Here is a 26,283-nt window from a genome sequence, read left to right on the forward strand (position 1 = left end):
GGTGGGATGTATCCCACCTGCTCAATTTAAATATGAGGGGATAAAAATGGACGATTTGATTTTGGAGATGAAGGGAATTATCAAAGAATTTTCGGGTGTGAGAGCCTTAAATGAGGTATCTTTTGCTGTAAAAAAAGGTGAGATTCATGCTTTATGTGGTGAAAACGGTGCCGGTAAATCAACATTAATGAAGATACTGAGCGGTGTGTACCCCCACGGCTCCTACCAGGGGGATATTGTTTTTAATCAGGAGAAAATGATGATTAAAAACATTGCTGATGCGGAAAAAGCCGGTATTGCAATTATTCATCAAGAATTGGCTTTATTTAAAGAACTTCCCGTATATGAAAATATTTTTATTGGTAATGAAATTAGCTCTCATGGGCGTATTCATATACCGGCGATGTTGTCAAAAACGCAAGAACTTTTAAGGGAAATGAGGCTGGATGTCAATCCTTACACACTGGTAAAACAATTGGGAACAGGCCAGCAGCAGTTGGTCGAAATTGCCAAGGCGTTAGCGAAAAATGCTACGTTACTTATTTTGGATGAGCCTACAGCTTCCTTATCCGAGGGAGAAGTAGAGATTCTTATGGATATTTTGGGACGATTGAAGGTTAAGGGCGTTACTTGTATTTACATATCTCATAAACTGGATGAAGTCCTCCGATTAGCGGATACAGTGACCGTTATTCGTGACGGACGTTCTATTGGTTCTAAACTAACCCGTACGCTAACGAAGGATGAGATTGTGGAGATGATGGTAGGCCGGGAAATTACCGATTTATACCCCAAAGAGGTACACATTACAGAGCAAGAGGTTTTTACGGTTAAAAATTATACGGTATATGATGTAAGTGATCCCAGTAGAAAGTTAGTCGATAATGCTAATTTTTCCTTGAAACGGGGTGAAATTTTAGGATTTGCCGGCTTAGTAGGGGCTGGGCGTACGGAACTAGTATCATCAATCTATGGTTTTTATGATGGAAAATGTCATGGGGAGGTTTATCTGGAAGGGAATCTATTATCCATTCACCATCCGAATGATTCATTGCAGCAGGGAATTGCCATGCTGCCCGAAGATCGCAAGCGCCATGGCATCATTGAGATCATGTCTGTCAGGGAGAATATGACACTAGCTACTATTGAAAAATATCGGTTGGCAATGGACCGTATTGATGATTGTCAGGAACTAAGCGATGCAAATGATTATATGGCAAGGTTAAAGATAAAAGCACCCGGCTTGGATACTTGCATTAAAAACTTAAGTGGCGGTAATCAGCAAAAGGTTGTGCTGGCAAAATATTTGCTGCGTAAATTGAAGGTGCTGATCTTGGATGAGCCAACCCGCGGCATTGATGTTGGTGCAAAATATGAAATTTATAATCTGATGAACCGCTTGGCTGCAGATGGTATCGGTATTATTATGATCTCTTCTGATTTGCCGGAAGTCCTGGGAATGTCTGATCGAATACTGGTCATGAATGAAGGGCAGATAAAAGGCGAATTTTTGAACCATAAAAATTTGGATCAGGAACAAATAATGCATTGTGCTGTAGGGGGGGCTACTGCGTGACAACGGAGCTGAAGAAAGAGGCAGTTGGGATGGGCAGCGAGAAAAAAATATCCTTGGCATCCATGTTTCATTTTGATGTAAAGACATATACTATGATTTTAGCATTAGTGTCGATTTGGGTTATATTCACCATGACGACAAACGGAGATTTTCTAACCTCTAGAAACTTGTCTAACTTATTTCGACAAATGTCCATTACGGGTATTTTATCTATCGGTATGGTTTTTATCATTATTGCCGGGCATATTGATCTGTCAGTTGGGTCGCTTATGGGGCTATTGGGAGGTATTACAGCAGTTCTTAATGTTTGGCTCAAAGTGGATGGAATTTTAGCGATAGGGATTACTCTCGTCCTTGGTTTGTTGATTGGTATTTTTAATGGCTGGTTAATTGCTTATAAAAAGATACCGGCTTTTATTGTCACTCTAGGAGGTATGCTGGTATTTAGAGGTATATTAGTAGGTATGACCAAAGGAACTACCGTTGCTTCTCTTGACCCAAGCATCCGTTTTGTGGGTAATGCATATCTAGTTGACGGGGTTGGTATTTTGTTGGGCCTAATTGCTGTTGCCGTTCTTGTTTATAAGGCCCTTTCAGGTCGAAAACTACATTCCCAATACGGTTTGGCAATTCCGCCAATGTCCGTTGAAATTGCAAAAATTGCTTTTGCTGCTGTAGTAATTGGCTTACTTATTATCATTCTTAATTCTTACCAGGGGTTCCCTGTGCCGGTGCTCATTCTGGCAATCATGGCTGTTACCTTTTCTTACGTTTTGACTAAAACCGTATTTGGCCGTCGAGTGTATGCAATTGGCGGCAATGCAGAAGCAGCTAAATTATCAGGTATCAATGTTACAAAAATGACATTGAGTATATTTGCCATCAATGGATTATTGGTTGCAATTGCCGGGGTACTGCTTTGCTCCCGCTTGAATGCAGCTTCGGTAGCAGCTGGTCAAAATGCCGAAATGGATGCTATTGCAGCTTGTGTCATCGGGGGAGCCAGTCTGATGGGCGGTGTAGGCAGCGTCGGTGGCGCGATTGTCGGTGCGCTGGTAATGGCAAGCTTGGATAATGGTATGAGTATGTTAAATATAGAAACCTTTTGGCAGTTTATTGTGAAAGGGTCTATATTGGTACTAGCTGTTTGGGTGGATATCGCTACGAAAAATAAGCGGTAGCGTGAAGGTAATAATACTGGAAAAAGACAAATTCCTGCAAAGTAGATTAACCTTGCAGGAGCTTGTCTTTCTTTTTTTCATAGCATTAAATTATAAGTCTTGCAAGTAAGTGAAAACATATAAGAAATAATAAACCACAAAGGCACAATGCCGCTGCCGCGGCACACAAAGGAGTGCACACAAAAAATATAATTACATCCCCTTTGTGTCTTTTGCGTCTTTGTGGGTCAATTCATTTTATATGTTTTAAAGGACTCGCAGCATTTTTTCTGAAACTCAGCGTATTAGTTTTTCAAGGAGTTTATTAGTCACCGCTTGCTTTAGTTCTCCTTTGGATACAGGAATATCATGTTGTTTCAGCCTTTCTAGGGCTTCTTCGCTAAGTTGCTCGGGATAGATGGTTCCATAAGCAGTTTGAATGGCGATTCCGGAAATATCCGTAGTAGTTCCTTTCTTTACAAATAAGCCCGTCATCTTCTGGAAGGCAACCCCGTAGGTTTTGCCATCGTGGATGCTAAAGTTTCCTCTCGTGACAGCTGTCTCACCCTTACCGCTGACGTGACCGTTAAAAGCAAGGGGACCTTGAACGTCTTTATCTGTTAGTTGTGAACTATTAAGACCTTGTCCGTTTACATCCAGTTCATAGCTTTGATCTTCTGTCATTACAGATCCGCTAGCTGCTAAATTTCCCTGATAGGCAGTGCCTTGAACCTGCTGCAGCAGTACTTTATTGTCCGTATAACGAAAGTTCCCTGTAACGCTGTTGACTGCCATACTACTGAAACTGATTTGGGGCAGACTGAAATTACCTGTGATATGAGGCTGCGCAACTGGTCCGGCAATTTGCACTTGCAAGGCTAGCGGACGCATTGCAGTTATTCCCGATACAAAAGCGGCGGGATCAGCATCAGGCAAAGTCAAAGAAAAATCAAGGTTGTCCGTACCATCAATCCAGGAAATAGTACCTTGACCTTGTGCTTGTTGACCAGAAATCAACAGGCTTACATCTTTGAAATGGAGTCCTGTTTCGTTACTGCTGAAATTTCCTTGTCCTTCCTGTATTCCCACTTTACCATTTAATTTCAGATCAGAAAAACTGCCTTCTGCTTGATAATGTAAAGTACCTTTGGTATCCTGCTTTACTGTAATCTGTAATGGCTGTATCGTGCCTGCTTCCAGAGAATAGGCTGTATTGGCAAAAAGTTCTTTGAATTTGAGTACATCGAGAGTATCAATTTGGATGTGAAAATCTCCGGGAAGATTTTCACCCCATTGTCCGTTTACATTCACTATGCTTTGATCTGCTTTACCTTTGAGAGAAATCGTCATCTCTGGGTTGTTTTGCCAGTCAATCGTACCTGTTGCATTTTCTAATAACTGAGAAAACAGGGAAGTTTCAATATGTATTTTTCCGTCTTCTAATTCAACTTTACTGCGAAAGGGAGTCGATTCATCTTGTTCTTTTTTGAGTAAGTCATCCCAGTTAAAATGATCATTGGCCTGTTTGAGCCAAAGTTCTCCTCCTTCTAAAGTAACCGTTTCAATTTTGGGTAATCCGAGGCTGCCGCTAGTCAAATCAGACCAGCGATACTGCATTTTGATTACTGGAACCTGGGCTAAAAGTGCACCCTGCTGATCATAGAGAGAGACATTCTGGATTCTTATGCGGCCAGACAATGATAAATCAACACTTTCCACTGTCAATTGTCCGTTGATTTGCTGGCTGACTCGCTGAATAAGGGTGTCTTGTATATCCTGTCTAATTTTAACGGCAAATACTTGCCAAAGAACAAGCACTGTACAAACCATACTTAGTACAATGAATGTGATTCGCTTATGTGCTGCTATCCAACCTTTCATGTAAGCTCCCCTTCGGCGTTAATGGTTGCCTGTTTAATAATAAATATCATAAAAATTTAATTCTTGTTTTTTTGCCATAATCCTCTTTACTTTTTACTGAAAAAAGAGAATAAATAAGGGATTTTGTAAAGGATGGAAAAGAAGAGACACTCAAAACATGTAAGACAATATGCTTACATGTAAGACGTTCGTGGACTAAAGGGTAATGAAGAGGAGTGATTTATAAATGAATACGATCCTAGTTATTTCCTGAAAAAAATAAGAATATTTTTAAGCAACTAAAATTAAAGAACAAAATAAAATCAAAAAAATAGTAGGAAGGTATTTACAATATGAAAAGAGTATCATAATATTAAAGATAACGATTTTCATTTTCAATAGAATAAATTGAAATATTATATTGTGACAATGGTGTTATAGATTAGGAAAAAACTTGTGTCATTAAATGAATTTAATTATCATTATTTAATTCATTTTTTTACTTATTTCTACTGCTGAATATAGCTGGCATGAATTTGTTTTATTTTTTAAAAAGGGGTTCCGGTATGAGATGTACCTATCATGACTAAACGGGAAGTGAGGTATAGATTCAATGATGTTTTATAAGAGTAGTTGGCATAAAGCAATTGCTTTATCTATTTTTTTACATATTTTTCTTTGGGTAACAACTGGTTATTTGGCTTTTCGAGAACAAGATGTTCCTCTTGTCGATGAAGAGATGATGGAACTGAGTTTAATCGATGTTCCTAGTGATGATATAGCAGAGGCGGAACCACAGGTTGCAGCAGCACCGCCGATACCAGATCCAACCGAGCCCGACTATCCTCCAGAACCTCAGCCGCCAGTCGTTGAGGATGATATAGCGGAAAAGGTAGTAGAACCTATAAAGGTGCCAGAGACAAAAGAAGGGGCTGTTGTTACACCTGATAAAGTAAATGCTGGCGGCAAAAAAATTGGCTTTGGGACCCCGCCAATCGTATTAGTAAAGGTTGATCCTGTGAATCCCCCAGAGATGAAAGAAGTTGGCCGTAAGGTTAATGTTGTGCTTCGGATGCAAATTTTAAAGAATGGGTTACCAGGCAAAGTATCAATAGCAGTTCCGTCTGGATATAAAAGTATTAATGATGCAGCGATAGTCGCAGCTAAAAAATGGAAATTTGAACCTGCAAAAGATAATGAAGGCAGACCAATCGTTTGTCTTACCATATTAACGATTCCCTTTACTGTAGAGTAGTGATTTTAGGAAAAAAATCCACATCTTGACAATAAACATATTTAGCAGTATTATTTCTAAGTGAGAATGATTACATATATCATCACTAAAAATATTTCCATATTATACATATGAAATATTTAGATTCTAACAAATGCTGGAATGTTTCATCATTTGTTAATTGATAATGGATTTTATTATCAATTAACAATAATATAGAAGGAGGTGAATATATGCGTAAATGGTTACTTGTCGTTATTATGGCATTTATAGTAGTTAGTCAGGGGATGGTTTTTGCAGCACCTAAATGGGATGCTGTCGTTGAAAAAATAGAAAAAACACTGGATCAGTCTCTAACTGTGTATAAAAGCGGAGATACAGCTGGGGCCAAGAAAATAGTAAATGATGCGTATTATGGGATGTATGAAAAAGATGGCTTGGAAAAGGCAGTAAACTCGACTGTTTCCGCTAAAAGGGCCAACTTGACTGAATACAAGTTTAGCACTATTAAAAAATTGATGACCAATCAAGCGCCCGAGGCAGACGTTAAAAAGCAGATTAAAGAGATCATTGGAATGATGCGTGAAGACGTTGCTCAAATGGATGGCGGTGGTAAACAAAGCAGTTCTATGGCAACTTTTTGGCCGGCTTTTCTGATTATGGTTCGTGAAGGCGCGGAAGCGATTTTGGTTATTGGTGCTATTATTGCGTATCTGATTAAGTCTGGAAATGGTGAAAAGACACAGGTTATTTATAATTATTCTGGGGCCGCTATCGTAGCGAGTTTTTTAACGGCTATTTTATTCCGCTCTGTGATTAATCTCAGTGGTGCCAGCCAGGAAATTATGGAAGGTACGACTATGCTGATAGCGGTGTTCGTTCTTTTGTCCGTTGGACATTGGATGAAAAGCAAGTCAGATGAAAAATCCTGGGGGAATTATATTGAAGGCAAGGTCCAAAATTCTCTGACTAAAAATAATACTTTTTCCTTGGGAATCGCTGCTTTTTTAGCCGTGTATCGTGAGGGTGCTGAAGTAGTATTGTTCTATCAGGCACTATTTAATGATGCCGGTGATGATATGCAAATGATTTGGCTGGGATTTGGTGCGGGGTGTCTCGCTTTAGTCGTGATTTTTGCAGTAGTTCGCTATGGCAGTCTTAAGCTTCCATTGAAACCTTTCTTTCAGGGAACTAGTATTTTAATGTTTATTTTAGCAATTAGTTTTGCTGGTGGCGGAGTAAAAGAGCTACAGGAAGGAGGTTTAGTTGGAGTTACGCTTCTGGAGGGGATGCCTATGTTTGATGTTTTGGGAATCTATCCGACAGTTGAAACTCTGTTGCCACAATTCTTTCTTGTATTAATGGTTCTTGGAAATAGCATCTATCAAAAAAAGAAAAAAATTAGGGAGGCCGTATCATGAATTTGAAAAAGTTTTTATCAATGACTTTTGTTGCCTTAACAGTGCTTGGATTATCAGTAGGACAATCTTTTGCAGCCGGGTTCCAGGAATATCCCGTTGGTGATGACATCGAAGTGCCAGAAGCTGGGTTTAAAGTTGCTCTTGTTTATTTTCAACCGATAACAATGGAACCAGCAGGCATGGGATTAACACCAGATAAAGCAGATATTCATCTGGAAACAGATATTGCTGCTATTGAAGGCAATAATACTGGTTTTGGTGTTGCTGAATTTATTCCTTATTTGACAGTACATTATAAATTAACGAAAAAAGGTACTGGTGAAGTGATTGAAGGTACTCTTATGCCGATGAATGCTAGTGATGGACCTCATTATGGCGCTAATATCAAGATGAAAGGTGCTGGTACATACGATGCAGCCTTTACGATTGAGAGTCCAGCTCGCCAAAATTATATGTTGCATGTTGATAAAGAAACAGGTGTAGAAGGTCATTTCTGGGAAAAACCAGTAGTTCTACATTGGGATTTCGACTATATCCCTAGAAGTTGGTAAAAAAAGACTGGCGGTCCGGGATGATTTTTCCCGGACCTTTTTATAGTTTAAGAATTTCATAATGTCCCTTTCCTTGCACACAAAGAAAATATTCTAGGGTGTGCTTTGTCTCTTTATAGTTCAAAAGGATGTTAGGTTATTGTTTTTTAGTATAGTTAAAAAATTAAAGTGAAAGGAGAAAAATATGCTGCAAAGTATACTGCAAAACATGATACCGACCATGCAAAATTTAGCTATTGCTTTGATCCCTTTAGCGATATTGCTGGCTCTGGCCAGTAAGGATCAGTCGGGAGCTTTTAAGAAGTGGATCTGGCGCGGAATCAAATGGGGAATCCTGGGGGCTGCTTTTATTGCGACTGTAAAGTTAGGTACAAAAGCCGTGAAGCGGGAAGTGTATGAAGGTTTGGTTCTTGTATTGGGGCTGATTGGCGAAATGTCACTGCTGGGATTTCTGTGGTGGAATGTCAGGCAGGGGGTTTCTCTTGATAAGTATAAACTAGCAGGTGGTGCGTCTTGTATTGTTGCTGCTGCCCTGCTGCTGTATCATGGATTGGATTTTATTCTTTTTCCAATTGAGATGATTACCTTTACCAATGAGATAATCAGTCTAGAGTTTCTCATGAAAATGATTGGATTTTTGTTAGGGGGGCTTTTGACCTGGTTGACTGGTCTGGCAATTATCCGGGCTGCGAGTCTTTTGTCGACCCAAAGGATCATTGCTATTCTTGCGGCGCAACTTTTGGTGGTTATGGCGAAGCAAGCTCTCATTATAGTTCAGATAATGGCCGTAAGAAAGATTTTCTTAACCACGAAGCAAATGACGCCGATTATAGGACCTTTGATTAATCATCAAGTTTGGTTCTTATACGCACTGCTTGCAGTTACATTGCTTTTGCCAGTGGTGTTGATGTTGCAGAGCAAGCCGGAAAAGCCTATAGGGCTTAATCCTGCTCAATACAGAAAAATACTAATGCAGACTCGTAAGAAAATGCGCTGGAGCGGAGCATTAGCTTTAGGTGTATGCACTATGTTTCTGGTTTCAACCGTTGGTATGGCATATGCCGATGAAAAAGTCGAAATTGTTCCAGCTGTAGCGGTAGTTGCCGAAGGAGAGCAAGTTCGTATTCCTTTGGAAAAAGTTGATGATGGTCATTTACACCGCTTCTCTTATCGCTCAACAACAGGTGAAACCGTACGGTTTATCGTGATTAAAAAAAGTGGTTCCGCTTACGGTGTTGGCTTGGATGCTTGTGAGATTTGCGGACCAACTGGTTACTTCGAGCGAGATAATCAAGTGGTTTGCATGCTGTGTGATGTTGTAATGAATACAGCAACTATTGGTTTTAAAGGTGGATGTAATCCGATTCCGCTGGAATACAAAGTAGATCAGGGTAAAATGATCGTACCTGCCCAGGCGTTAGAGCAAGAAAAGAATCGATTTAAGTAAAGGAGGATACGAGATGTTTTGGGAGATGCTGAAAGGAGCTCTTGTTAGACAGAGCCGGAAAATGTTTATGGTAGCCATTACCATTGCATTGGGTGTTTCGCTGACAACAGCCATGCTGAATGTAATGCTTGATGTAGGCGATAAGGTAAATCGGGAACTGAAAGCGTATGGAGCAAACATTACAGTGATTCCTCGGGCGGCATCAGTATTACGAGATGTTTATGGAATAGAAGCCAGTTCTGGAAAGACAGGGCAGTATTTGCAGGAAGCTGATGTTGGTAAGTTAAAAACTATTTTTTGGGCTAATAATATTGTTGCATTTTCTCCTTTACTAGAAACGAAGGCTACTGTCGGTTCGGATGATATAACCGTAGTAGGAACCTGGTTTAACCGACAACTAGAGCTGCCTACTGGTGAAGTTGTGGAAACCGGAATCAAAGAACTAAAATCCTGGTGGACAGTTGAGGGAAATTGGATTAATGATACTGACATTAAGGGAGCGATGGTTGGTTCTACATTAGCGCGGAAATTAAACCTTCACATCGGTGATTCGGTGGAGATTGTCTTGCCTGGAGGTACCCAGGGAGAAGCTCTAACAGTGCAAGGTATTTTTAACAGCGGCGGTGCTGAAGATGATCAAATCTTTGTAACCCTGCCTTTTGTCCAACAAGGGCTAAATCTTCCAGGTAAAATTGGTAAAATAGAAGTAAGCGCTATAACAACACCAGAAAATGAATTAGCACGCAAAGCAGCCCATGATCCAAAAAGTCTTTCCCTAAAAGAATGGGAAACTTGGTATTGTACAGCTTATGTCAGTTCAATTGCTTATCAAATCGAAGAAGCTGTCGGTGATTCCCGTGCCAAGCCAGTTCGGCAAGTTGCTGAATCAGAAGGGACTATTCTGCAAAAGACCCAGCTGTTAATGCTCTTGATCACAGGACTCAGCTTAGCTGGATCAGCTCTTGGCATTTCGAATCTTTTAATGGCTAATATTATGGAGCGCAGTCGGGAGTTTGGTTTACTTAAAGCACTTGGTGCAACAGATCGGGATGTTTTACTGCTAACTCTCACGGAGATTATGACGACTGGTTTAGTTGGTGGTATTGCAGGCTATTTTTTAGGCTTGGGATTTGCCCAAATTATTGGTCACAATGTTTTTGGTACAGCCGTAGCAATTAATGCGATGGTCATTCCTTGGGTCATTATTTCAGTAATTCTAATTACTTTGGTCGGTAGCCTTCCGGCTATGCGAATGCTTTTATCGCTGCGTCCGGCAGCAGTACTTCATGGCAGGTGATAAAGATGACAAAATATTCAATGTACACGAAGATGATCTGGAATGCCTTGCTTCGTCGTCGGTCTCGCATGTTGATTGCGTTATTGGCTGTGGCGATTGGCGCGACTGTTGTATCAGGGCTTGTTACCATTTATTACGATGTTCCTAGGCAAATGGGCAGGGAGTTTCGCTCCTATGGTGCTAATTTATTGTTAACACCAGCTGGTGATCAACAGGTGATGGCGCAAAATCTGGTTGCCAATGCGACTGCGCTTTTGCCGTCTGATAAGCTAATTGGCATTGCCCCGTATTTGTATGACCGTATTAAGTTAAATGAACAGCCCTTTCTAGTTGCAGGTACGCATTTCCAGGCTGTAAAGAAAGTAAGCCCTTATTGGCAGATCCGTGGTGAGTGGCCAGCGGATCAGTCTGAGGATATCGTTATTGGTGCTGAAGTGGCAGAACGATTAGAGATTGAACCAGGACAGCAAGTGACTCTGGCGGCAGCTGGCAGCGAAACTGAAAAAAAGGTGAAAGTTGCTGGTATTCTTCGGACAGGAGGTTCGGAAGAAAACTTTATTTTTCTTGATCTGTCTTTGCTTCAACAGATGTTGAAGAAGGAAGGTGTGATTAGTATTGCTCAGGTCAGTATTACGGCTAATGAGGCAGAACTAAACACATTAACACAACAAATTGGAGAGCAAGTTCCTGGTGTGGCACCGCGTTTAGTGAAACAGGTGACCCAGTCGGAGCAAACGGTCCTTGGAAAGCTGCAGGCGTTGGTTTATTTAGTCACAATTGTAGTATTGCTGCTTACTTTAATTTGTGTAGCTACAACGATGATGGCAGTTGTTACAGAGCGGCGTAAAGAGATTGGTTTAAAGAAAGCGCTGGGCGCGGAAAATCGCAGCATTATCCTTGAGTTTTTAGGGGAAGGTCTGGCATTAGGAGCCTTAGGCGGTCTGCTGGGGACGATTTTAGGATTCTTTTTTGCTCAAGCGGTAAGTGTCAACGTGTTTGGCAGGATGATTTCATTTCAGCCCTTGATTGCTCTATTAGCATTGGTTGTTTCTATAGCAGTTACTGGCTTAGCATGCCTAATCCCAGTAAAAATTGCAACGGAAGTTGAACCAGCGATTGTACTCAGAGGCGAGTGAGGAGGTTAATGGATATGAGTTTACTAGAATTGCATGATGTATCGATGGTTTACGGGAGTGTGAAAGCCCTTCAAGGGATTGATTTAACAGTAGAAAAGGGCGAATGGCTGGCACTGATGGGGCCATCGGGGTCTGGTAAAACGACCCTAATGAACATAATCGGTTGTATGGATAAAGCGTCCACGGGATCAATTGTTTTAGACGGTGTAGATTTCACTGATGTTACTGCAGGGAACCTGACGATGCTCAGGCGAGATAAAATCGGACTGGTATTTCAGCAGTTTCATCTGATTCCTTATTTAACAGCAGTAGAAAATCTGATGGTAGCTCAATATTATCATAGTATGCCTGACGAACAAGAAGCGTTATTAGCTTTAGAGAGAGTCGGCCTTAAAGAGAGGGCTCGCCATTTACCCAGTCAGCTTTCTGGCGGGGAACAGCAGAGGGTATGTATTGCCCGTGCTCTAATTAACTATCCCATGTTGATCTTGGCTGATGAACCAACGGGCAACTTGGATGAAGCTAATGCAAAGATTGTATTAGAATTTTTCCAGCAGCTTCATCGCGAAGGACATACCATTATTATGGTTACTCATGATCCAAAAGTTGCCGAACTGGCTGAACGATGCATTGTATTGGAACATGGTCGTATAGCCAACTGGAAAGACCGTAGAGTTGTCTGCAGGGAGGAAGAAGTCTCATGAGAAGAGGGGTATCCATGGCGGCAGCAAGTGTCTTAATCGGGCTTCTCCTTGCTGGCTGCAGTAGTCAAAAACCAAATAATGTTCACAGTGACAGCAGCCATAGTGAGCATAGCCACAGTTATAAGGATGGCACATATACAGCTAAAAGCAGCCCTGATGAACGGGGAGCAGTAGGCGAAATAACCCTTACCATTCAACAGGGGAAAATCGCTAAGGCCGACTATCGAGGAATTCAAAAAGATGGTAAGGTCAAGGATATAGATTATGGAAAGACGAGTGGGAAAATTGAAAATCCTGAATTCTATCAGAAAGCGCAGCAAGGGGTAAAAGGTGCAGCTGCCTATGGATCCAAGCTGGTAGAAATGCAAAATGTGGATCGTGTAGATTCTATTTCAGGAGCAACCGTTTCTCATAAGCAATTTACTGAAGCTGTAAAATCAGCATTAGATCAGGCAAAATGATCACTCTTCTTTTCAAAAAAATAAGCGAAGGAAATCGTAAAATCGATTTTCTTCGCTTATTTTTGCTATTTATAAGTTTTATAGTGAAAAAACATAAAAATTTATGAACCACAAAGGCACTGTTAGACTCTCTACTTTGAATCCGTAGAGAGTTTTTTCTTTTCATTTAATAAGGATACCTTGGCAAAAGGAGTGCTGGTGCGGTATAGTAAAAAATAAGCATAAAGTTAGCGGATAGGAACTTTCTTGCTAAGAAAGTAAAGAGGTCATTCCAAAGGTTAGAAGCTTTTGGGATGACCTCTTTACAATGTATCAATACGATTTATTGGACTGTTACCCAAAGTTCACTGGCCCGAGCTGTTTCCGTGGTGTTTGGAATAATGGTAAGTTTGCCTTTACCTGGACCGATGGCTGTAAATATGGCTTTACCAGTGTCTGGGCCACCCGTTTCTTGTTTTAGTATATCGCCGAAGAAGTATTCACCTGAGGAGGTGAAGCGTGTGTTCTGGGTAAGGCCTGGCGCCGGTTCAAGGATTAATTTTTGACCTACTTTTAACATCAGATTATTGGCAGATAACTGTACTTTTTCGTTATCACTGTAGTTATAGACCACTTTAATATCTTTCAGATCGTCTACTGGTTTGGTAGGGACGGTTGGAGTTGTTGGGGAGGGATTGGGATCAACAGGAGTAACTGGGTTAAGATTTGTGCATCCTCCCAGAAAAATAGCCGCTGATAGGAATAAGCCTATGGTAAGATTCGTCCATTTTCTATCTTGCATAATTTTCATAAAAACCTCCTATTGGCATTTGCAGTAGATTATGTAGATTATCTATAGATTTACCTAAAATGATGATAATATGCAAATTTTTTAACAGTATTTGATGTTTTAAGAAGGTCATTTGAATGGCAGCTATTATAATGATGTTAATAAACAATTGTTTAAAGTTTAATTTTAACTTCTATATTAATAGGCAGGGGATTAGAAATGGAGGAAGAATGTATATTTAATGTGGGTATAATAAAAATTCTGCCTGCCTCTTTACCAACTTGGCACAAGCCAAGTCTTTTCTTATAAATAGAGATAGTATAGTTGTTAAAGATGGAAAACGATGAGATTTTATGAACCACAAAGGCACAATGCCGCTACTGCGGCACACAAAGGAGTGCACAAAAAAGTATAACTAAAACCCTTTGTGTCCTTTGCGTCTTTGTGGTTCAAATGGTTTTAATTTTTCACCGTGCAGTTTTTTTTTTTATTATCATTCTTAGGTAGATATTCTTGTATCAGGAGGAGGATAATTATGGTTCGTTTTGGTGTAGTAGGTACGAGTCGGATTGTTGATGATTTTATTCGGTGTGCTAGACTGCATAGTGAATTTTCCTTAGATGCTGTTTATTCCAGAACGGAAGAGCAGGGGAGGCTTTTTGCAGAACGTCATGGGGTGAAAAATCGGTTTACTAATTTACAGGAGATGGCCCAGAGCAATCAAATCGACGCAGTATACATAGCGAGTCCTAATTCTTTACATGCCAAGCAAGCTGTACTGTTTATGTCTCATGGCAAGCATGTGCTTTGTGAAAAACCCATTGCTTCTAATCGCAAGGAACTATCTATGATGGTAGAGTCTTCTCGGCAGCATCAGGTGCTATTGATGGAGGCGATGAAAAGTACTTTTTTGCCAAATTTTCAGGCTGTTAGGCAAAACCTTCATAAAATCGGTGCAGTGAGAAAATTCTTCTCAAACTTTTGTCAATATTCATCTAGATATGACGCCTATAAGATGGGGGAAGTACCAAATGCCTTTAATCCTGCATTATCTAATGGTTCGATCATGGATATTGGCGTTTACTGTATCTATCCTGCTATCTATCTTTTCGGCAAACCAGAGAAAGTGATAGCGAATGGGATTATGTTAGACTCTGGCGTTGATGGTGCAGGCAGTGTTGTTCTTCACTATCCTGATAAGGAAGTTATCATATCTCATTCGAAGATTACCAATTCTCAAGCCAGCAATGAAATACAGGGAGAAGAAGGCATAATTGTAATTGATAAAATATCAACACCGAAAGTGGTAAAAATCTTTTATAACAATGGTTCAAGTGAGGATATTGGACAAGAACAATGTAATGACTTTATGTATTATGAGGTAGAAGAGTTTATTCATTTAATAAACAATCATAAAATAGAGTCAAATATTAATTCCTTGCAGCTATCCTTAGATGTAATGGAAGTCATAGATGATTGTAGAAAGCAAATCGGTCTTATCTTTCCAGCAGATGTGTAAAAATATAGGTGCAACTATGCAATAGCATTGTTGTTTGGCAAAAATGACGAATTTCTACAAAGACATTGGTTTTTGTCGTATGTCTTGCCTTTACAGTTTTACATATTTCATATATATTATGTCTTATACCCTTATAATGGGACGCAATTATCTAAGTATCTCAAGAGAATGATGGAGGTGAAAGGTATGGCTATAAAAACCATAGGAAAGCATTGTAAAGGCTGTGGAGTTTGTGTAACTTTCTGTCCTAAACAAGTATTAGGGCTAGATGCTCTAGGCAAGATTACAGTTGTAGATGAAACAAAATGTATTACCTGTAAACAATGTGAAATGCGTTGTCCTGATTATGCAATATTTGTAGAAAAAAAATAGGGGAGTGATTTATAAGTGGCAAAGGTACTGCTCTTGCAAGGAAATCAAGCTTGTGCTGAAGGTGCGATCGCTGCGGGTGTTACGTTTTTCGCAGGTTATCCAATTACACCGTCAACGGAAATTGCTGAGATAATGGCAAAACGCCTGCCAGAAGTTGGTGGCAAATTTATTCAAATGGAAGATGAGATTGCAGGCATTGGAGCGATTGTTGGTGCTTCTCTGACTGGTAAAAAAGTGTTGACTGCTACAAGTGGTCCTGGTTTTTCTTTAAAACAAGAATTTATTGGATATGCGACGATTGCAGAAGTTCCGATTGTAATCGCCAACGTACAGCGGGTAGGTCCGAGTACTGGACAACCGACAGCTCCTGCTCAAGGAGATATGATGCAGGCAAGATGGGGAACCCACGGGGATCATCCTGTTATTGCCCTGACTCCAGCAAGTGTACCAGAGTGCTTTACTCTGACTATTAAGGCTTATGAACTATCAGAAAAATATCGCATGCCTGTTCTATTAATGTTAGATGAGATCATTGGGCATATGCGTGAAAAAATAGAGATTCCTGATTATGATACCATTGAAAAACCTGTCCGCAAAGGTCCAAGAGTAGGACCTAGTGAGTTTAAAGCCTATGAGCCGGATAGTGATGGTGTACCTCCTATGGCTGATTTCGGTACAGGCTACCGCTATCATGTAACAGGCTTAGTACATGATGAAACGGGCTTCCCAAATGGGTCCCCTGCAGCCACTGAAAAGCTTCTTAAAAGGCTGCATGAGAAGGTAGAACGTGATATTGATAAAATCACTATGTATGAAGAATATAAACTGGATGATGCTGAAATTGCGATTGTGACCTATGGGGGAACTGCGCGTTCTGCATATGCAGCGATTGATATGGCTCGTGAAGAAGGTATTAAGGTTGGCATGTTCCGCCTAATTTCCGTATGGCCTTTCCCTGAAAAAGAGATTGCCCAATTGGCCCAGAAAGTGAAAGTGATTGTTGTTCCTGAGCTTAACTACGGTCAAATGGTGGGTGAAGTCAAAAAAGCTGTGGAAGGCAAAGTACCAGTAAAACCAATGTCTAAATATGACTCTGAGCCGATTTCACCAAAAGAATTACTAGAATTTGTGAAAAATCTTTAATTTAGGGAGGTAAAATAGATTGGAAAAATTAATTGAAAAATACTATCGCCCTCGCTTGCCGCATATTTGGTGTCCAGGCTGTGGTAATGGTATTGTTACCAGTTCTATTATAAAAGCGATTGATAAATTAGGACTTGACCAGGATAAAACCGTAATTGTATCCGGCATCGGCTGTTCTTCAAGAGCATCAGGCTATCTGAATTTTGATACGGTTCATTCGCTGCATGGTCGTGCTTTGCCTGTGGCTACGGGTATTAAACTGGCTGACCCTGAACTAAATGTAATTGTTATTACTGGTGATGGAGACGGCACTGCCATTGGCGGCAATCATTTCATTCATACTGCTCGCCGTAACATTAATTTAACGGTTATTTTATTCAATAACAACATTTATGGCATGACAGGCGGTCAATATTCACCACTGACGCCAACGGATAGTAAAGCAACAACTGCACCTTATGGCACCTTAGAACGTGCTTTTGATATAGCAGAATTGGCAAAAGCTGCTGGCGCTACATACGTAGCCCGGGGTACGGCTTTTCATGCCAATATGCTAGTGGACGTGATTGCCAAAGGTATTAGTCATGATGGATTTTCTTTGATCGAGGCAGTGACCCAATGTCCGATCTATTTCGGTCGTCAAAACAAAAAAGGCGATGCTTCTGCTATGCTTAAAACCCAGCGTGATAATGCGGTTACTGTAGAAGCAGCTAAAAAATTAAGTCCAGAACAACTGGAAGGAAAATTCAAAATCGGTGTACTGCATCAAAGTGAGGCACCGGAATATACAAAACAATATCAAGCAATTATTGATAGAGCACAGAAAGGAGCTAAATAATATGATTGAAATGCGTTTATCTGGCTCTGGCGGACAGGGATTAATTTTGGCAGGTATTATTTTAGCAGAAGCAGCATTACTCGATGGCAAGATGGCCATTCAGTCTCAGTCTTATGGACCAGAGGCAAGAGGTGGTGCTAGTAAATCAGAAGTTATTATTTCGGAAAAAGCAATCCACTATCCAAAAGTAACCAAGCCTAATCTTGTTTTGGCAATGACTCAAGAAGCGGTGGATAAGTACTCAAAGGATTTACCTGCTGATGGCATATTGATGATTGATACAACTTTTGTTAAAAAAGTACCAGATCATTTAAAAAATGTATATCATCTTCCCATTACGGAAAAAGTGACAGCAGAACTTGGAAAGGCATTATTTGCCAATATTGTTGCTTTAGGGGCGATTGTAGCCACAACAAAAGCAGTGAGTGTTGAATCCATTACAACAGCAATTCTTCACAGAGTTCCAAAGGGAACAGAAGACATTAATAAACGTGCTCTTGAACTTGGCATAGCGTTAGTTGCTAAATAAAGAGAGGTTAGTTTCATGCAAAAGGAAGCAGCATCTTTTAGAGGCTGCTTCCTTTTATAGTTTAATTGATAAATAGAATATTTAGCGTTACAGCGTTTACTTATTATTTTTAATTATAGGAATTATAAGTTTTATAGGTGAAAAATATAAGACATTATGAACCACAAAGGCACAATGCCGCTGATGCGGCACACAAAGGAGTACACAAAATAAGTTGTAAATAGAACCCTTTGTGTCCTTTGCGTCTTTGTGGTTCGATTGTTTAAAGTATGCATCAGCATTTTACTTACTTCAATATTATAACAATAAGATTTTAAATATTTTTACAAATCTTGTATGGCTTGACATGCTGTACAAAAAAGAATAAAATAAATTTAATTCCTAGCAATTCACTATGTATACTAGGGATTAAACCCTGAAAAATAGATAAAGATAATAACTGACGGATAGTAATAATGAGGTGAAAAAATGGCAGAAAAACTCTTAGCAATTCATGGGTTACATGCAGCCGTTGAAGGCAAAGAAATCTTAAAAGGCTTGAATCTTGAAATTAATAAAGGCGAGGTTCATGTTATTATGGGTCCTAATGGCTCCGGCAAATCAACGTTAGTGAATTTGATTATGGGCCATCCAAAGTATGAAATAACCGCTGGGTCCATTGCTTTTGAGGGTGAAGACATTACAGCTTTAAAAACCTATGAAAGAGCTAGAAAAGGAATCTTTCTATCTTTCCAAAATCCTGAAGAAATACCAGGGATAACGGTAGAAAATTTATTGCGGACAGCAAAAAATGCGATAACCGGTGAAACTATTAAAATTATGGCTTTTAAGAAAGAACTGAAACAAGCTATGGAGAGCTTAAAAATAGACAATACATATGCAGCACGACATGTAAACGTCGGCTTTTCAGGTGGAGAAAAGAAAAGAAATGAAATATTACAAATGATGATGCTCAATCCTCAATTGGCAATGCTGGATGAAACGGATTCGGGCTTAGATATTGATGCCGTTCGTATTGTTTCCTCAGGAGTAAAACACTTCAAAAACGAGCAGAATGCAATTTTAATTATTACACATAATACCAAGATTCTTGAGCAATTAGACGTAGATTATGTTCACATCTTAATGAACGGGAAAATTCTCCAGACGGGTGATGCTTCTTTGATATCCCAAATCAATGAAAATGGTTTTCTACATCTGGGAGGAGACGCTCTGGATTCAGGTGAGGTGAATACGCTTCATGGATAAGAAAAAGACTGTTGTTGAGGATATTGATCGAGGTCTTTATGATATTAAAAATAAAGATCGCTATCGTTATAAAGCCTCAAAAGGACTAACCCCTCAAATTGTGCTGGATATTTCCAAAGAAAAGAATGATCCAGAATGGATGCGAGAGTTTCGCCTTCGTTCTTTAGAAATTTACAATCAAACACCTATGCCGACATGGGGACCTTCTCTGCACGAACTGGATATGGATGATATTGTTACCTATGTCCGCCCAGACACAGAAATGAAGGGAAAGTGGCAAGAGGTTCCTGATGATATTAAAGATACATTTGAACGTCTGGGAATTCCCCAAGCTGAACGAGAATCATTAGCTGGTGTAGGAGCTCAGTACGATTCTGAAGTAGTGTATCACAGTGTCAAAGAAGAACTGGTCAAGCAAGGTGTAGTCTATACTGACATGGAAAGTGCCCTAAGAGAGTATGAGCCTATGATTAAGGAATATTTCATGAAGCTTGTTACACCAAATGATCATAAATTTGTAGCCCTGCATGGAGCTGTTTGGTCAGGTGGTTCCTTTGTCTACGTTCCGCCTGGTGTTCAGGTGGAAATACCGCTGCAGTCTTATTTTCGTTTGAATTCGCCAGGGGCAGGGCAGTTTGAGCATACATTAATTATCGTGGATAAAGGGGCGAAACTTCATTTTATTGAAGGCTGTTCTGCTCCTAAATATAATGTTACGAATTTGCATGCAGGATGCGTTGAGTTATACATAAAAGAAGATGCTAGTCTCCGCTACTCTACCATCGAAAACTGGTCGAGAAATATGCTGAATTTAAATACCAAGCGAGCCTTGGTAGAAAAAAATGGCAGCATTGAATGGGTTTCTGGTTCTTTTGGTTCTAAGATTTCTATGCTGTATCCCCGTAGTATTCTCAAGGGAGAAGGAGCACGAGCGGATTTTAACGGTGTCACTTTTGCGGCTGGCGGGCAGGTGCTGGATACAGGGGCGGCTGTGATTCATGCGGCACCGTATACCTCTTCCAATATTAATTCCCGGTCTATTTCCAAAGGCGGAGGAGTTGCTGTTTATCGTGGTGCGGTAAAAGTAGCGGCCAATGCCCACCATTGCAAATCCTTGGTAAGCTGCGAATCCTTAATGCTGGACGATCTTTCTCGTTCTGATACCCTGCCGGTCATTGATATTCAAAATGATGAGGTAGATATCGGTCACGAAGCAAAAATTGGCAGAATCAGCGAGGAGGCTATCTTTTATCTCATGAGCCGGGGTATTAGTGAGCAAGAAGCTAAAGCTATGATTGTAAGAGGGTTTGCAGAACCGATTGCCAAGGAGCTTCCCTTGGAATATGCTGTGGAAATGAATAATTTAATTAATATAGAACTGGAAGGCACCATTGGATAGGGGATGATGATATGGAAAAACTACAGAAGAATTTAAGCCCGATTCCAGTAAAAACCTGGAATTGGCTAGGTGTTAATAGTGCTGTCCTTGAAGCTGATATTCCTGCTATAACGGATTACTCCAAGCAGCCTATAACGAAAGGCTCAGAAAAGGGAGTAACCATTACAGATATCCGCTTGAATAGAGATACCATTAAATTTATGGAAAAGAAAATGGACGTTGGCGCGAGTGAAGCAATGAGAGACTTTGTTAAGAAGAATCAAAACAGCGGTTATTTCATTGAAATAGAAGAAGGGGAGAAAATAGGAACTCCTATTATCCTTCAATATGACTTAGATGAGGAAAATCCAACTCTAGTAGATGACCACTTTATCCTTGCTCATGAAAAAAGCGAGGTGAACATTATCATCAACTATACATCTTCCTGTACTAAAAATGGGTTTCACAGTGGTGTGACCAAAGTTTTTGCTAAGCGGGGGGCTGTTGTTCATTTAATTAAAGTGCAAATGCTGGCTGACCAAGATACTCATGTCGATACCATTAGTGCGATCACTGATGAAAAAGGGCAGGTTGATTTCACCTTGATAGAACTAGGTGCCCTACAAACCATTACAGGATGTAGAACACAATTGGTGGGGAAAAACAGCACTGGAACGATTCATTCTCTCTATTTTGGTGATCAGAATCGTAAAATTGATATTAATTATGTACAGACCCATCAGGCTCGTGAATCTTTGAGCAGTATAGAAGCACGAGGCGTACTCTTAGATCACAGTCAAAAAGTCTTTAAAGGTACATTGGACTTTATTAAGGGGTCCAGCGGCTCTAAGGGCAAAGAAGAGGAATATACGGTTTTATTAAGTCCAACCGTACGGAATCGTTCGACACCACTGATGCTGTGTGGGGAAGATGCGGTTGAAGGGCAACATGCTGTTAGTACAGGAAAAATGGATGAAAATAAACTTTTTTATCTGATGAGCAGAGGGCTTAGTGAAGTAGAGGCAAAAAAATTAATTATCGAAGCTGAATTTCAGCCCATTCTGGAAAAAGTACCAGTGATCGAATTGAGAGATACAATTTCTATGTATCTAAGGAGGCGGCTAAATCATGTCTAATAATTACGTCAATGATTTTCCTATCTTGCAAAAAACGATGAATGGAAAACGGCTTGTTTACCTTGATAATGGAGCTACAACTCAAAAACCTCTCTCGGTTATCAATGCTGTTCAAGAATATTATGCATCCTTTAATGCCAATCCTCATCGAGGCGCTTACGAGTTAAGTGTTACGGCTACTCAAATTTATGAAGATGCTCGAGAGAAGGTTAGAAAATTCTTGGGGGCAGAAAAAACAAGTGAAATTATTTTCACTAAGAATGCCACCGAATCTTTAAATTTATTGGCTTATAGCTATGGTATGACCTTTATTAATCCCGGTGATGAAATTGTTATTTCTATTGCTGAGCATCACAGCAATATCGTGCCTTGGCAGCAGGTGGCTAAAGCGAAGGGAGCTACGTTACAATATTTATATGTGAATGAAGCCGGCATTCTAACGGATGAGGAAATCGAAAAGAAAATTAGCAGCAGAACCAAAATCGTAGCGGTTACCCAGGTATCAAATGTGCTTGGTATTATCAACCCCATTGAAAAGATTGTGCATAAGGCGCATAGCGTGGGGGCTGTTGTGATTGTTGATGGTGCACAAAGTGTTCCTCACTTTTCCGTGGATGTAAAAGTATTAGATGTTGATTTCTTAGTCTTCTCGGGACACAAGATGTTGGCTCCTATGGGAGTCGGCGTACTATACGGTAAAGAACAATTGTTGGATAAAATGCCGCCTTTCTTAAGCGGCGGAGATATGATTGAGTATGTATGGGAACAGGATACTTCTTTTGCACCACTGCCAGCTAAATTTGAAGCGGGAACACAAAATGTGGGAGGAGTCTTAGGACTGTCAGCAGCCATAGACTATGTTGAGAAGGTCGGTTTTTCCAATATAGAACAGATTGAAAAAGAATTAATTCATTATGCGATACCGAAACTTCAACAGCTCCCTTTTATTACTCTTTATGGATGCGAAGATCTTTCGAAAAAGACCGGGGTAATATCTTTTAATGTAAAAGATATTCATCCCCATGATGTATCCTCTATTTTGGATGCCGATGGGATTGCTATACGAGCTGGTCATCATTGTGCGCATCCCTTGATGCAATATCTTGGAGTGAATGCAACATGTCGTGCTAGTTTTTATTTTTATAATACACGTGAAGATGTAGATGCATTGATAAATGCCTTAGGACGTGTCAGGGGAGTGCTTGGCTATGGATCTTAGTGAGATTTATACGGAAATTATTGCAGAGCATAATAAATCAAAGCGAAATAAAAAACAGATGGAAAATCCTACGGTGATCCTAAAGGGCAGAAACCCAAGCTGCGGCGATGAAATAGAACTCGCATTAAAGGTAGAGAAGAATATCATCCAAGATGCTTCCTTTACGGGGGTTGGCTGCGCGATTTCCCAAGCTTCTACATCAATGATGATTGATTTGGTTCGCGGGCAGACCATTGAAAAAGCACAACTGCTGATTGATACCTTTCTAGGCATGATCAAACGGGAGATCACGGAGGAGGAGCAATTGGAAATATTAGATGAAGCAGTTGCCTTACAAAATATTTCCAACATGCCTGCCAGAGTGAAATGTGCAGTTTTATCATGGCATACACTGGAAAGCGCGATTACAACAGAAGAAGGAAAAACAAGTGAAAGCAGCCAATCATCCCATTAAATGACTGCATGATACACCAAAGAAGACTCATTATCGGATGAGTCTTTTTTCTTATTCTTTTCCTGGCGGAGGCTGGTGTAATTGCTTGTATAAAAGACAGAAGGGTGTGTTAAGCTAACAAGGGGGGATACTATGAACAAGCAGAAACTTTTACTACTCTGTGGTTTACTTAGCATCATTTTGTTAGTGACGTCTTGTACTCCTGCGAAAAAACCAGAAACCCAGGTAATTCCTGAGATGGGGGAGGAGACGACTCCAGCTGATAATGATAAATATAAGAGGGGGAATAATATTCCTGGAAAGTTGTATTGGGCCGGCAGCGCACATGATAAAAAGGTCGCCTTAACCTTTGATGATGGACCAGAGAATGACTGGACGCCTAAGATTCTGGCAATTTTGAAAGAAAAGGACATAAAGGCAACTTTCTTTGTGATTGGCAAGCAAGCTAAAGTATATCCAGATATGCTAAGGAAAATTGATGAAGAAGGACATATTATTGGCAATCATACCTTTGATCATGCTGATCTAACAAAGTTGGATGCCCCAAGCGTAACAAAAGAAATCGCCGAATGTGCGCTTGTAATCAATCGCATTATCGGGAAAACACCTACACTAGTGCGACCGCCCTTTGGTTTTCATAATGAAATAGCAGATACTGCAATTTACTCCAGAAATAATAAGATTATCTTGTGGTCCTTGGATACGGATGACTGGCAGGGACCAGATGCTGCAACTGTTAAGGAGCGGGTAGTGCCTAAAATGAAAAATGGCTATATCATTTTACAGCATAATGGGGTCAATCCTCATTTAGGTGGCAGTGTAGAAGCCTTGCCAATTATGATTGAAGAATTAAAAAAACAAGGATATGCATTTGTTACCATTCCAGAATTATTAGAGCTTCAGCCTTATGAAAAATAAGCAGAATGCTTTTAGGTAAGGGTGCTCTGCTTTCAATTTAATAAATCCGGGGCTGCCCTCAAAATGCAAACGAAAAGGGGCAGCCTCGTTATTTTTATTATAGAGGATATTTTTGAAAGGAAATAAGCATTTCAGACGGCTATTTTGGTGTTGGGGTTCAATTTTCTAGTTACATTGAGGAGTAAATAGTATAATATAGAAGAACTAGGCGTAGCGTTCAGTGATTAAATCATAAGGAGGATGTAGAATGGCAGCACCAACTAAGTCAGAAATTCAATCTGTAGAACAATCATTTCTAAAACGTTTTGGTTTAATTATAGGTGCATTGATATTACTTGGCATTGTTCTCATGCCTACCCCTGAAGGATTACCTATAGCAGGCCATAGGATGCTTGCTATTCTAGTGTTTTCTGTTATTATTTGGATGACAGACACGATATCCTATCCGGCTAGTGCTGCTGTTATCATGGCGTTGATGGCTTTCCTGGTTGGGATATCTCCTAATGAGGCTGATCCAAAAACAATAATAGGAACGGCTCAAGGCTTAAGGATGGCATTAGACGGTTTTAGTAATACGGCACTCGCATTAGTGGGTGGAGCTCTTTTTATTGCAGCTGCCATGATGCAGACGGGGCTAGATAAGAGAATTGCCTTATTTGTTCTATCAAAAATCGGCGCTAAAACCAATAGGGTACTAATTGGTGTAATATTGGTAGGGTTTATTCTTAGCTTCTTTGTGCCAAGTACTACTGCACGTGTGTCTTGTATGGTTCCTATTGTTATGGGGATTATAGGGGCATTTGGTGTAGAACATAAGAGTAAGTTTGCGGGGATGATGATGATTGCCGTAGCGCAAGCGGATAGCATTTGGAATGTAGGGATTAAGACGGCAGCTGCTCAAAATATGATTGCATTAGGCTTTATTGAGAAGCAGCTTGGTATTTATATTAGCTGGCTAGATTGGTTTATCGCTGCTGTTCCTTTTTCCATTTTTATGTCCGTGGCTTTGTACTACGTGCTAATGAAACTGATGCCTCCTGAAACAGATGAAATTGCAGGTGGAAAAGAAGCGGTTGCTAAAGCTTTGACTGAACTTGGACCTATGAAATTAAATGAAAAGAAGTTAATGATAATATCGGTAATACTTCTTGTTTTATGGGCAACGGAGAAGATTCTGCATCCCTTCGACACTTCTTCTACGACCATTGCTGCCATTGCAATTATGCTATTACCTGGTATTGGTATTATGACCTGGAAGGAAGCTCAGTCTAAAATACCTTGGGGAACATTACTCTTATTCGGGGTCGGTATTAGTCTTGGTTCGGCACTTCTTTCGACCAAAGCTGCTACATGGCTTGCAAAGATTATTGTTGCCATTTTTGGCTTGCAAACGATGCCAATATTAATGATTCTGGCAGTTTTATCAGCATTTCTTATTATTATTCACCTTGGATTTGCCAGTGCTACGGCGCTGGCGGCAGCTATGATACCAATTATTATATCCATACTGCAGGGTGTGAAGACTCCAGGCGTCAATATAGTAGGAATGACGATGATCTTACAGTATGTTGTGAGCTTTGGCTTTATTTTACCAGTTAATGCGCCACAGAATATGGTGGCCTATGGTACTGAAACCTTTGAAGTAAAGGACTTTATCAAAACAGGTATTCCATTAACCGTTATCGCCTATCTTTTGATCATGATACTAGGTGCTACGTATTGGAAGTGGCTAGGATTAGTTTAAAATAAAAGGAAGTAGCATGATGCTACTTCCTTTTATTTTATCTGTTGCATAAAAGATAGAAATATGTGTTAAGCTAAAGATATCTTTTTGTCGAAAGCTTCATAACCTTTGCATTTTTGTTCTTCAAAATTAAATCATCAAAACAGTAAATTGAACTATTTTTCTTTAC

The 26,283-nt window shown here is 40.0% G+C and carries 24 protein-coding genes; 22 read left to right on the forward strand and 2 right to left on the reverse strand.

Annotation, left to right across the window (positions count from 1 at the left end; genetic code table 11):
• Nucleotides 1–46: 46 nt before the first annotated feature.
• Both JBW_RS06605 and JBW_RS06610 read left to right on the forward strand, forming a co-directional pair.
• Nucleotides 47–1,576: a xylose ABC transporter ATP-binding protein gene (locus JBW_RS06605; protein ID WP_007956861.1), complete on the forward strand. Its 1,530-nt coding sequence runs from the start codon at nucleotides 47–49 to the stop codon at nucleotides 1,574–1,576.
• Nucleotides 1,573–2,757, forward strand: coding sequence for a sugar ABC transporter permease (locus tag JBW_RS06610; RefSeq protein WP_007956860.1), 1,185 nt, complete (start codon nucleotides 1,573–1,575; stop codon nucleotides 2,755–2,757). The genes JBW_RS06605 and JBW_RS06610 overlap by 4 nt, the downstream gene beginning before the upstream one ends.
• Nucleotides 2,758–3,033: 276 nt before the next feature.
• Here the strand turns inward: JBW_RS06610 and JBW_RS06615 are convergent, their stop codons facing one another.
• Nucleotides 3,034–4,617, reverse strand: a complete 1,584-nt coding sequence (locus tag JBW_RS06615; RefSeq protein WP_007956859.1) for an AsmA family protein — start codon at nucleotides 4,615–4,617, stop codon at nucleotides 3,034–3,036.
• A gap of 592 nt (nucleotides 4,618–5,209) precedes the next feature.
• On the opposite strand from JBW_RS06615, the gene JBW_RS06620 reads away from it, so the two are divergent.
• The 8 genes from JBW_RS06620 (at nucleotide 5,210) to JBW_RS06655 (ending at nucleotide 12,847) form a co-directional block, all read left to right on the forward strand.
• Nucleotides 5,210–5,851, forward strand: a complete 642-nt coding sequence (locus tag JBW_RS06620) for a TonB family protein (RefSeq protein ID WP_007956858.1) — start codon at nucleotides 5,210–5,212, stop codon at nucleotides 5,849–5,851.
• Between the two features lie 212 nt (nucleotides 5,852–6,063).
• A complete protein-coding gene (locus tag JBW_RS06625) occupies nucleotides 6,064–7,251 on the forward strand; it encodes an FTR1 family iron permease (RefSeq protein ID WP_007956857.1) in 1,188 nt (395 codons plus the stop codon).
• The gene (locus tag JBW_RS06630) at nucleotides 7,248–7,802 is read left to right on the forward strand and encodes an iron transporter (RefSeq protein WP_007956856.1); all 555 of its coding nucleotides are present in this window, start codon (nucleotides 7,248–7,250) and stop codon (nucleotides 7,800–7,802) included. The genes JBW_RS06625 and JBW_RS06630 overlap by 4 nt, the downstream gene beginning before the upstream one ends.
• Nucleotides 7,803–7,986: 184 nt before the next feature.
• On the forward strand, nucleotides 7,987–9,249 hold the full coding sequence (locus JBW_RS06635) for a DUF2318 domain-containing protein (protein ID WP_007956855.1): 1,263 nt from the start codon (nucleotides 7,987–7,989) through the stop codon (nucleotides 9,247–9,249).
• A gap of 13 nt (nucleotides 9,250–9,262) precedes the next feature.
• Entirely contained in the window at nucleotides 9,263–10,546 is a 1,284-nt protein-coding gene (locus tag JBW_RS06640; RefSeq protein WP_007956854.1) for an ABC transporter permease, read from the forward strand.
• Nucleotides 10,543–11,682, forward strand: a complete 1,140-nt coding sequence (locus JBW_RS06645; protein WP_007956853.1) for an ABC transporter permease — start codon at nucleotides 10,543–10,545, stop codon at nucleotides 11,680–11,682. The genes JBW_RS06640 and JBW_RS06645 overlap by 4 nt, the downstream gene beginning before the upstream one ends.
• A gap of 14 nt (nucleotides 11,683–11,696) precedes the next feature.
• The gene (locus tag JBW_RS06650; RefSeq protein WP_007956852.1) at nucleotides 11,697–12,386 is read left to right on the forward strand and encodes an ABC transporter ATP-binding protein; all 690 of its coding nucleotides are present in this window, start codon (nucleotides 11,697–11,699) and stop codon (nucleotides 12,384–12,386) included.
• Nucleotides 12,383–12,847 carry an FMN-binding protein gene (locus tag JBW_RS06655; protein ID WP_007956851.1) on the forward strand — a complete coding sequence of 155 codons (465 nt, stop codon included), beginning with the start codon at nucleotides 12,383–12,385 and terminating at the stop codon, nucleotides 12,845–12,847. Before JBW_RS06650 ends, JBW_RS06655 begins: the two co-directional genes overlap by 4 nt.
• A 322-nt stretch (nucleotides 12,848–13,169) precedes the next feature.
• Here the strand turns inward: JBW_RS06655 and JBW_RS06660 are convergent, their stop codons facing one another.
• Nucleotides 13,170–13,637 (reverse strand): hypothetical protein, encoded by a 468-nt coding sequence (locus JBW_RS06660; RefSeq protein ID WP_007956850.1) that lies wholly within the window; start codon nucleotides 13,635–13,637, stop codon nucleotides 13,170–13,172.
• Between the two features lie 514 nt (nucleotides 13,638–14,151).
• Between JBW_RS06660 and JBW_RS06665 the strand changes: the two genes are divergently transcribed.
• The 12 genes from JBW_RS06665 (at nucleotide 14,152) to JBW_RS06720 (ending at nucleotide 26,114) form a co-directional block, all read left to right on the forward strand.
• On the forward strand, nucleotides 14,152–15,135 hold the full coding sequence (locus JBW_RS06665) for a Gfo/Idh/MocA family protein (RefSeq protein WP_007956849.1): 984 nt from the start codon (nucleotides 14,152–14,154) through the stop codon (nucleotides 15,133–15,135).
• Between the two features lie 186 nt (nucleotides 15,136–15,321).
• A complete protein-coding gene (locus tag JBW_RS06670; RefSeq protein ID WP_007956848.1) occupies nucleotides 15,322–15,507 on the forward strand; it encodes a 4Fe-4S binding protein in 186 nt (61 codons plus the stop codon).
• Nucleotides 15,508–15,522: 15 nt separating this feature from the next.
• Nucleotides 15,523–16,650, forward strand: coding sequence for a 2-oxoacid:acceptor oxidoreductase subunit alpha (locus tag JBW_RS06675; RefSeq protein WP_007956846.1), 1,128 nt, complete (start codon nucleotides 15,523–15,525; stop codon nucleotides 16,648–16,650).
• A gap of 19 nt (nucleotides 16,651–16,669) precedes the next feature.
• On the forward strand, nucleotides 16,670–17,488 hold the full coding sequence (locus JBW_RS06680) for a 2-oxoacid:ferredoxin oxidoreductase subunit beta (RefSeq protein WP_007956845.1): 819 nt from the start codon (nucleotides 16,670–16,672) through the stop codon (nucleotides 17,486–17,488).
• Nucleotide 17,489: 1 nt separating this feature from the next.
• Nucleotides 17,490–18,017 carry a 2-oxoacid:acceptor oxidoreductase family protein gene (locus tag JBW_RS06685; RefSeq protein WP_007956844.1) on the forward strand — a complete coding sequence of 176 codons (528 nt, stop codon included), beginning with the start codon at nucleotides 17,490–17,492 and terminating at the stop codon, nucleotides 18,015–18,017.
• 468 nt (nucleotides 18,018–18,485) lie between these two features.
• Complete coding sequence (gene sufC, locus JBW_RS06690; protein WP_007956843.1) at nucleotides 18,486–19,265, forward strand: Fe-S cluster assembly ATPase SufC; 780 nt, start codon at nucleotides 18,486–18,488, stop codon at nucleotides 19,263–19,265.
• Complete coding sequence (gene sufB, locus JBW_RS06695) at nucleotides 19,258–20,664, forward strand: Fe-S cluster assembly protein SufB (protein WP_007956842.1); 1,407 nt, start codon at nucleotides 19,258–19,260, stop codon at nucleotides 20,662–20,664. Before sufC ends, sufB begins: the two co-directional genes overlap by 8 nt.
• An 11-nt stretch (nucleotides 20,665–20,675) precedes the next feature.
• Complete coding sequence (locus tag JBW_RS06700; protein ID WP_007956841.1) at nucleotides 20,676–21,779, forward strand: SufD family Fe-S cluster assembly protein; 1,104 nt, start codon at nucleotides 20,676–20,678, stop codon at nucleotides 21,777–21,779.
• Nucleotides 21,772–22,998 (forward strand): cysteine desulfurase, encoded by a 1,227-nt coding sequence (locus JBW_RS06705; protein ID WP_007956840.1) that lies wholly within the window; start codon nucleotides 21,772–21,774, stop codon nucleotides 22,996–22,998. The genes JBW_RS06700 and JBW_RS06705 overlap by 8 nt, the downstream gene beginning before the upstream one ends.
• Nucleotides 22,988–23,452, forward strand: a complete 465-nt coding sequence (gene sufU, locus JBW_RS06710) for a Fe-S cluster assembly sulfur transfer protein SufU (protein ID WP_007956839.1) — start codon at nucleotides 22,988–22,990, stop codon at nucleotides 23,450–23,452. The genes JBW_RS06705 and sufU overlap by 11 nt, the downstream gene beginning before the upstream one ends.
• A gap of 132 nt (nucleotides 23,453–23,584) precedes the next feature.
• Nucleotides 23,585–24,370 (forward strand): polysaccharide deacetylase family protein, encoded by a 786-nt coding sequence (locus JBW_RS06715; RefSeq protein ID WP_007956838.1) that lies wholly within the window; start codon nucleotides 23,585–23,587, stop codon nucleotides 24,368–24,370.
• A 247-nt stretch (nucleotides 24,371–24,617) separates the two neighbouring features.
• A complete protein-coding gene (locus JBW_RS06720) occupies nucleotides 24,618–26,114 on the forward strand; it encodes a DASS family sodium-coupled anion symporter (protein ID WP_007956836.1) in 1,497 nt (498 codons plus the stop codon).
• Nucleotides 26,115–26,283 lie beyond the last annotated feature (169 nt).

This window comes from Pelosinus fermentans JBW45, from assembly GCF_000271665.2.
GTDB classification, from domain to species: Bacteria; Bacillota; Negativicutes; order DSM-13327; family DSM-13327; genus Pelosinus; species Pelosinus baikalensis.

Excerpts from the sequence above, each read along its gene's own strand:
- JBW_RS06720 (WP_007956836.1), top strand. The coding sequence starts at position 24,618 with ATGGCAGCACCAACTAAGTCAGAAATTCAATCTGTAGAACAATCATTT.
- JBW_RS06620 (WP_007956858.1), top strand. The coding sequence starts at position 5,210 with ATGATGTTTTATAAGAGTAGTTGGCATAAAGCAATTGCTTTATCTATT.
- sufU (WP_007956839.1), top strand. The coding sequence starts at position 22,988 with ATGGATCTTAGTGAGATTTATACGGAAATTATTGCAGAGCATAATAAA.
- JBW_RS06655 (WP_007956851.1), top strand. The coding sequence starts at position 12,383 with ATGAGAAGAGGGGTATCCATGGCGGCAGCAAGTGTCTTAATCGGGCTT.
- JBW_RS06670 (WP_007956848.1), top strand. The coding sequence starts at position 15,322 with ATGGCTATAAAAACCATAGGAAAGCATTGTAAAGGCTGTGGAGTTTGT.
- sufB (WP_007956842.1), top strand. The coding sequence starts at position 19,258 with ATGGATAAGAAAAAGACTGTTGTTGAGGATATTGATCGAGGTCTTTAT.
- JBW_RS06640 (WP_007956854.1), top strand. The coding sequence starts at position 9,263 with ATGTTTTGGGAGATGCTGAAAGGAGCTCTTGTTAGACAGAGCCGGAAA.
- JBW_RS06650 (WP_007956852.1), top strand. The coding sequence starts at position 11,697 with ATGAGTTTACTAGAATTGCATGATGTATCGATGGTTTACGGGAGTGTG.
- JBW_RS06630 (WP_007956856.1), top strand. The coding sequence starts at position 7,248 with ATGAATTTGAAAAAGTTTTTATCAATGACTTTTGTTGCCTTAACAGTG.
- JBW_RS06685 (WP_007956844.1), top strand. The coding sequence starts at position 17,490 with ATGATTGAAATGCGTTTATCTGGCTCTGGCGGACAGGGATTAATTTTG.
- JBW_RS06605 (WP_007956861.1), top strand. The coding sequence starts at position 47 with ATGGACGATTTGATTTTGGAGATGAAGGGAATTATCAAAGAATTTTCG.
- sufC (WP_007956843.1), top strand. The coding sequence starts at position 18,486 with ATGGCAGAAAAACTCTTAGCAATTCATGGGTTACATGCAGCCGTTGAA.
- JBW_RS06625 (WP_007956857.1), top strand. The coding sequence starts at position 6,064 with ATGCGTAAATGGTTACTTGTCGTTATTATGGCATTTATAGTAGTTAGT.
- JBW_RS06615 (WP_007956859.1), bottom strand. The coding sequence starts at position 4,617 with ATGAAAGGTTGGATAGCAGCACATAAGCGAATCACATTCATTGTACTA.
- JBW_RS06665 (WP_007956849.1), top strand. The coding sequence starts at position 14,152 with ATGGTTCGTTTTGGTGTAGTAGGTACGAGTCGGATTGTTGATGATTTT.
- JBW_RS06700 (WP_007956841.1), top strand. The coding sequence starts at position 20,676 with ATGGAAAAACTACAGAAGAATTTAAGCCCGATTCCAGTAAAAACCTGG.
- JBW_RS06715 (WP_007956838.1), top strand. The coding sequence starts at position 23,585 with ATGAACAAGCAGAAACTTTTACTACTCTGTGGTTTACTTAGCATCATT.
- JBW_RS06635 (WP_007956855.1), top strand. The coding sequence starts at position 7,987 with ATGCTGCAAAGTATACTGCAAAACATGATACCGACCATGCAAAATTTA.
- JBW_RS06705 (WP_007956840.1), top strand. The coding sequence starts at position 21,772 with ATGTCTAATAATTACGTCAATGATTTTCCTATCTTGCAAAAAACGATG.
- JBW_RS06660 (WP_007956850.1), bottom strand. The coding sequence starts at position 13,637 with ATGAAAATTATGCAAGATAGAAAATGGACGAATCTTACCATAGGCTTA.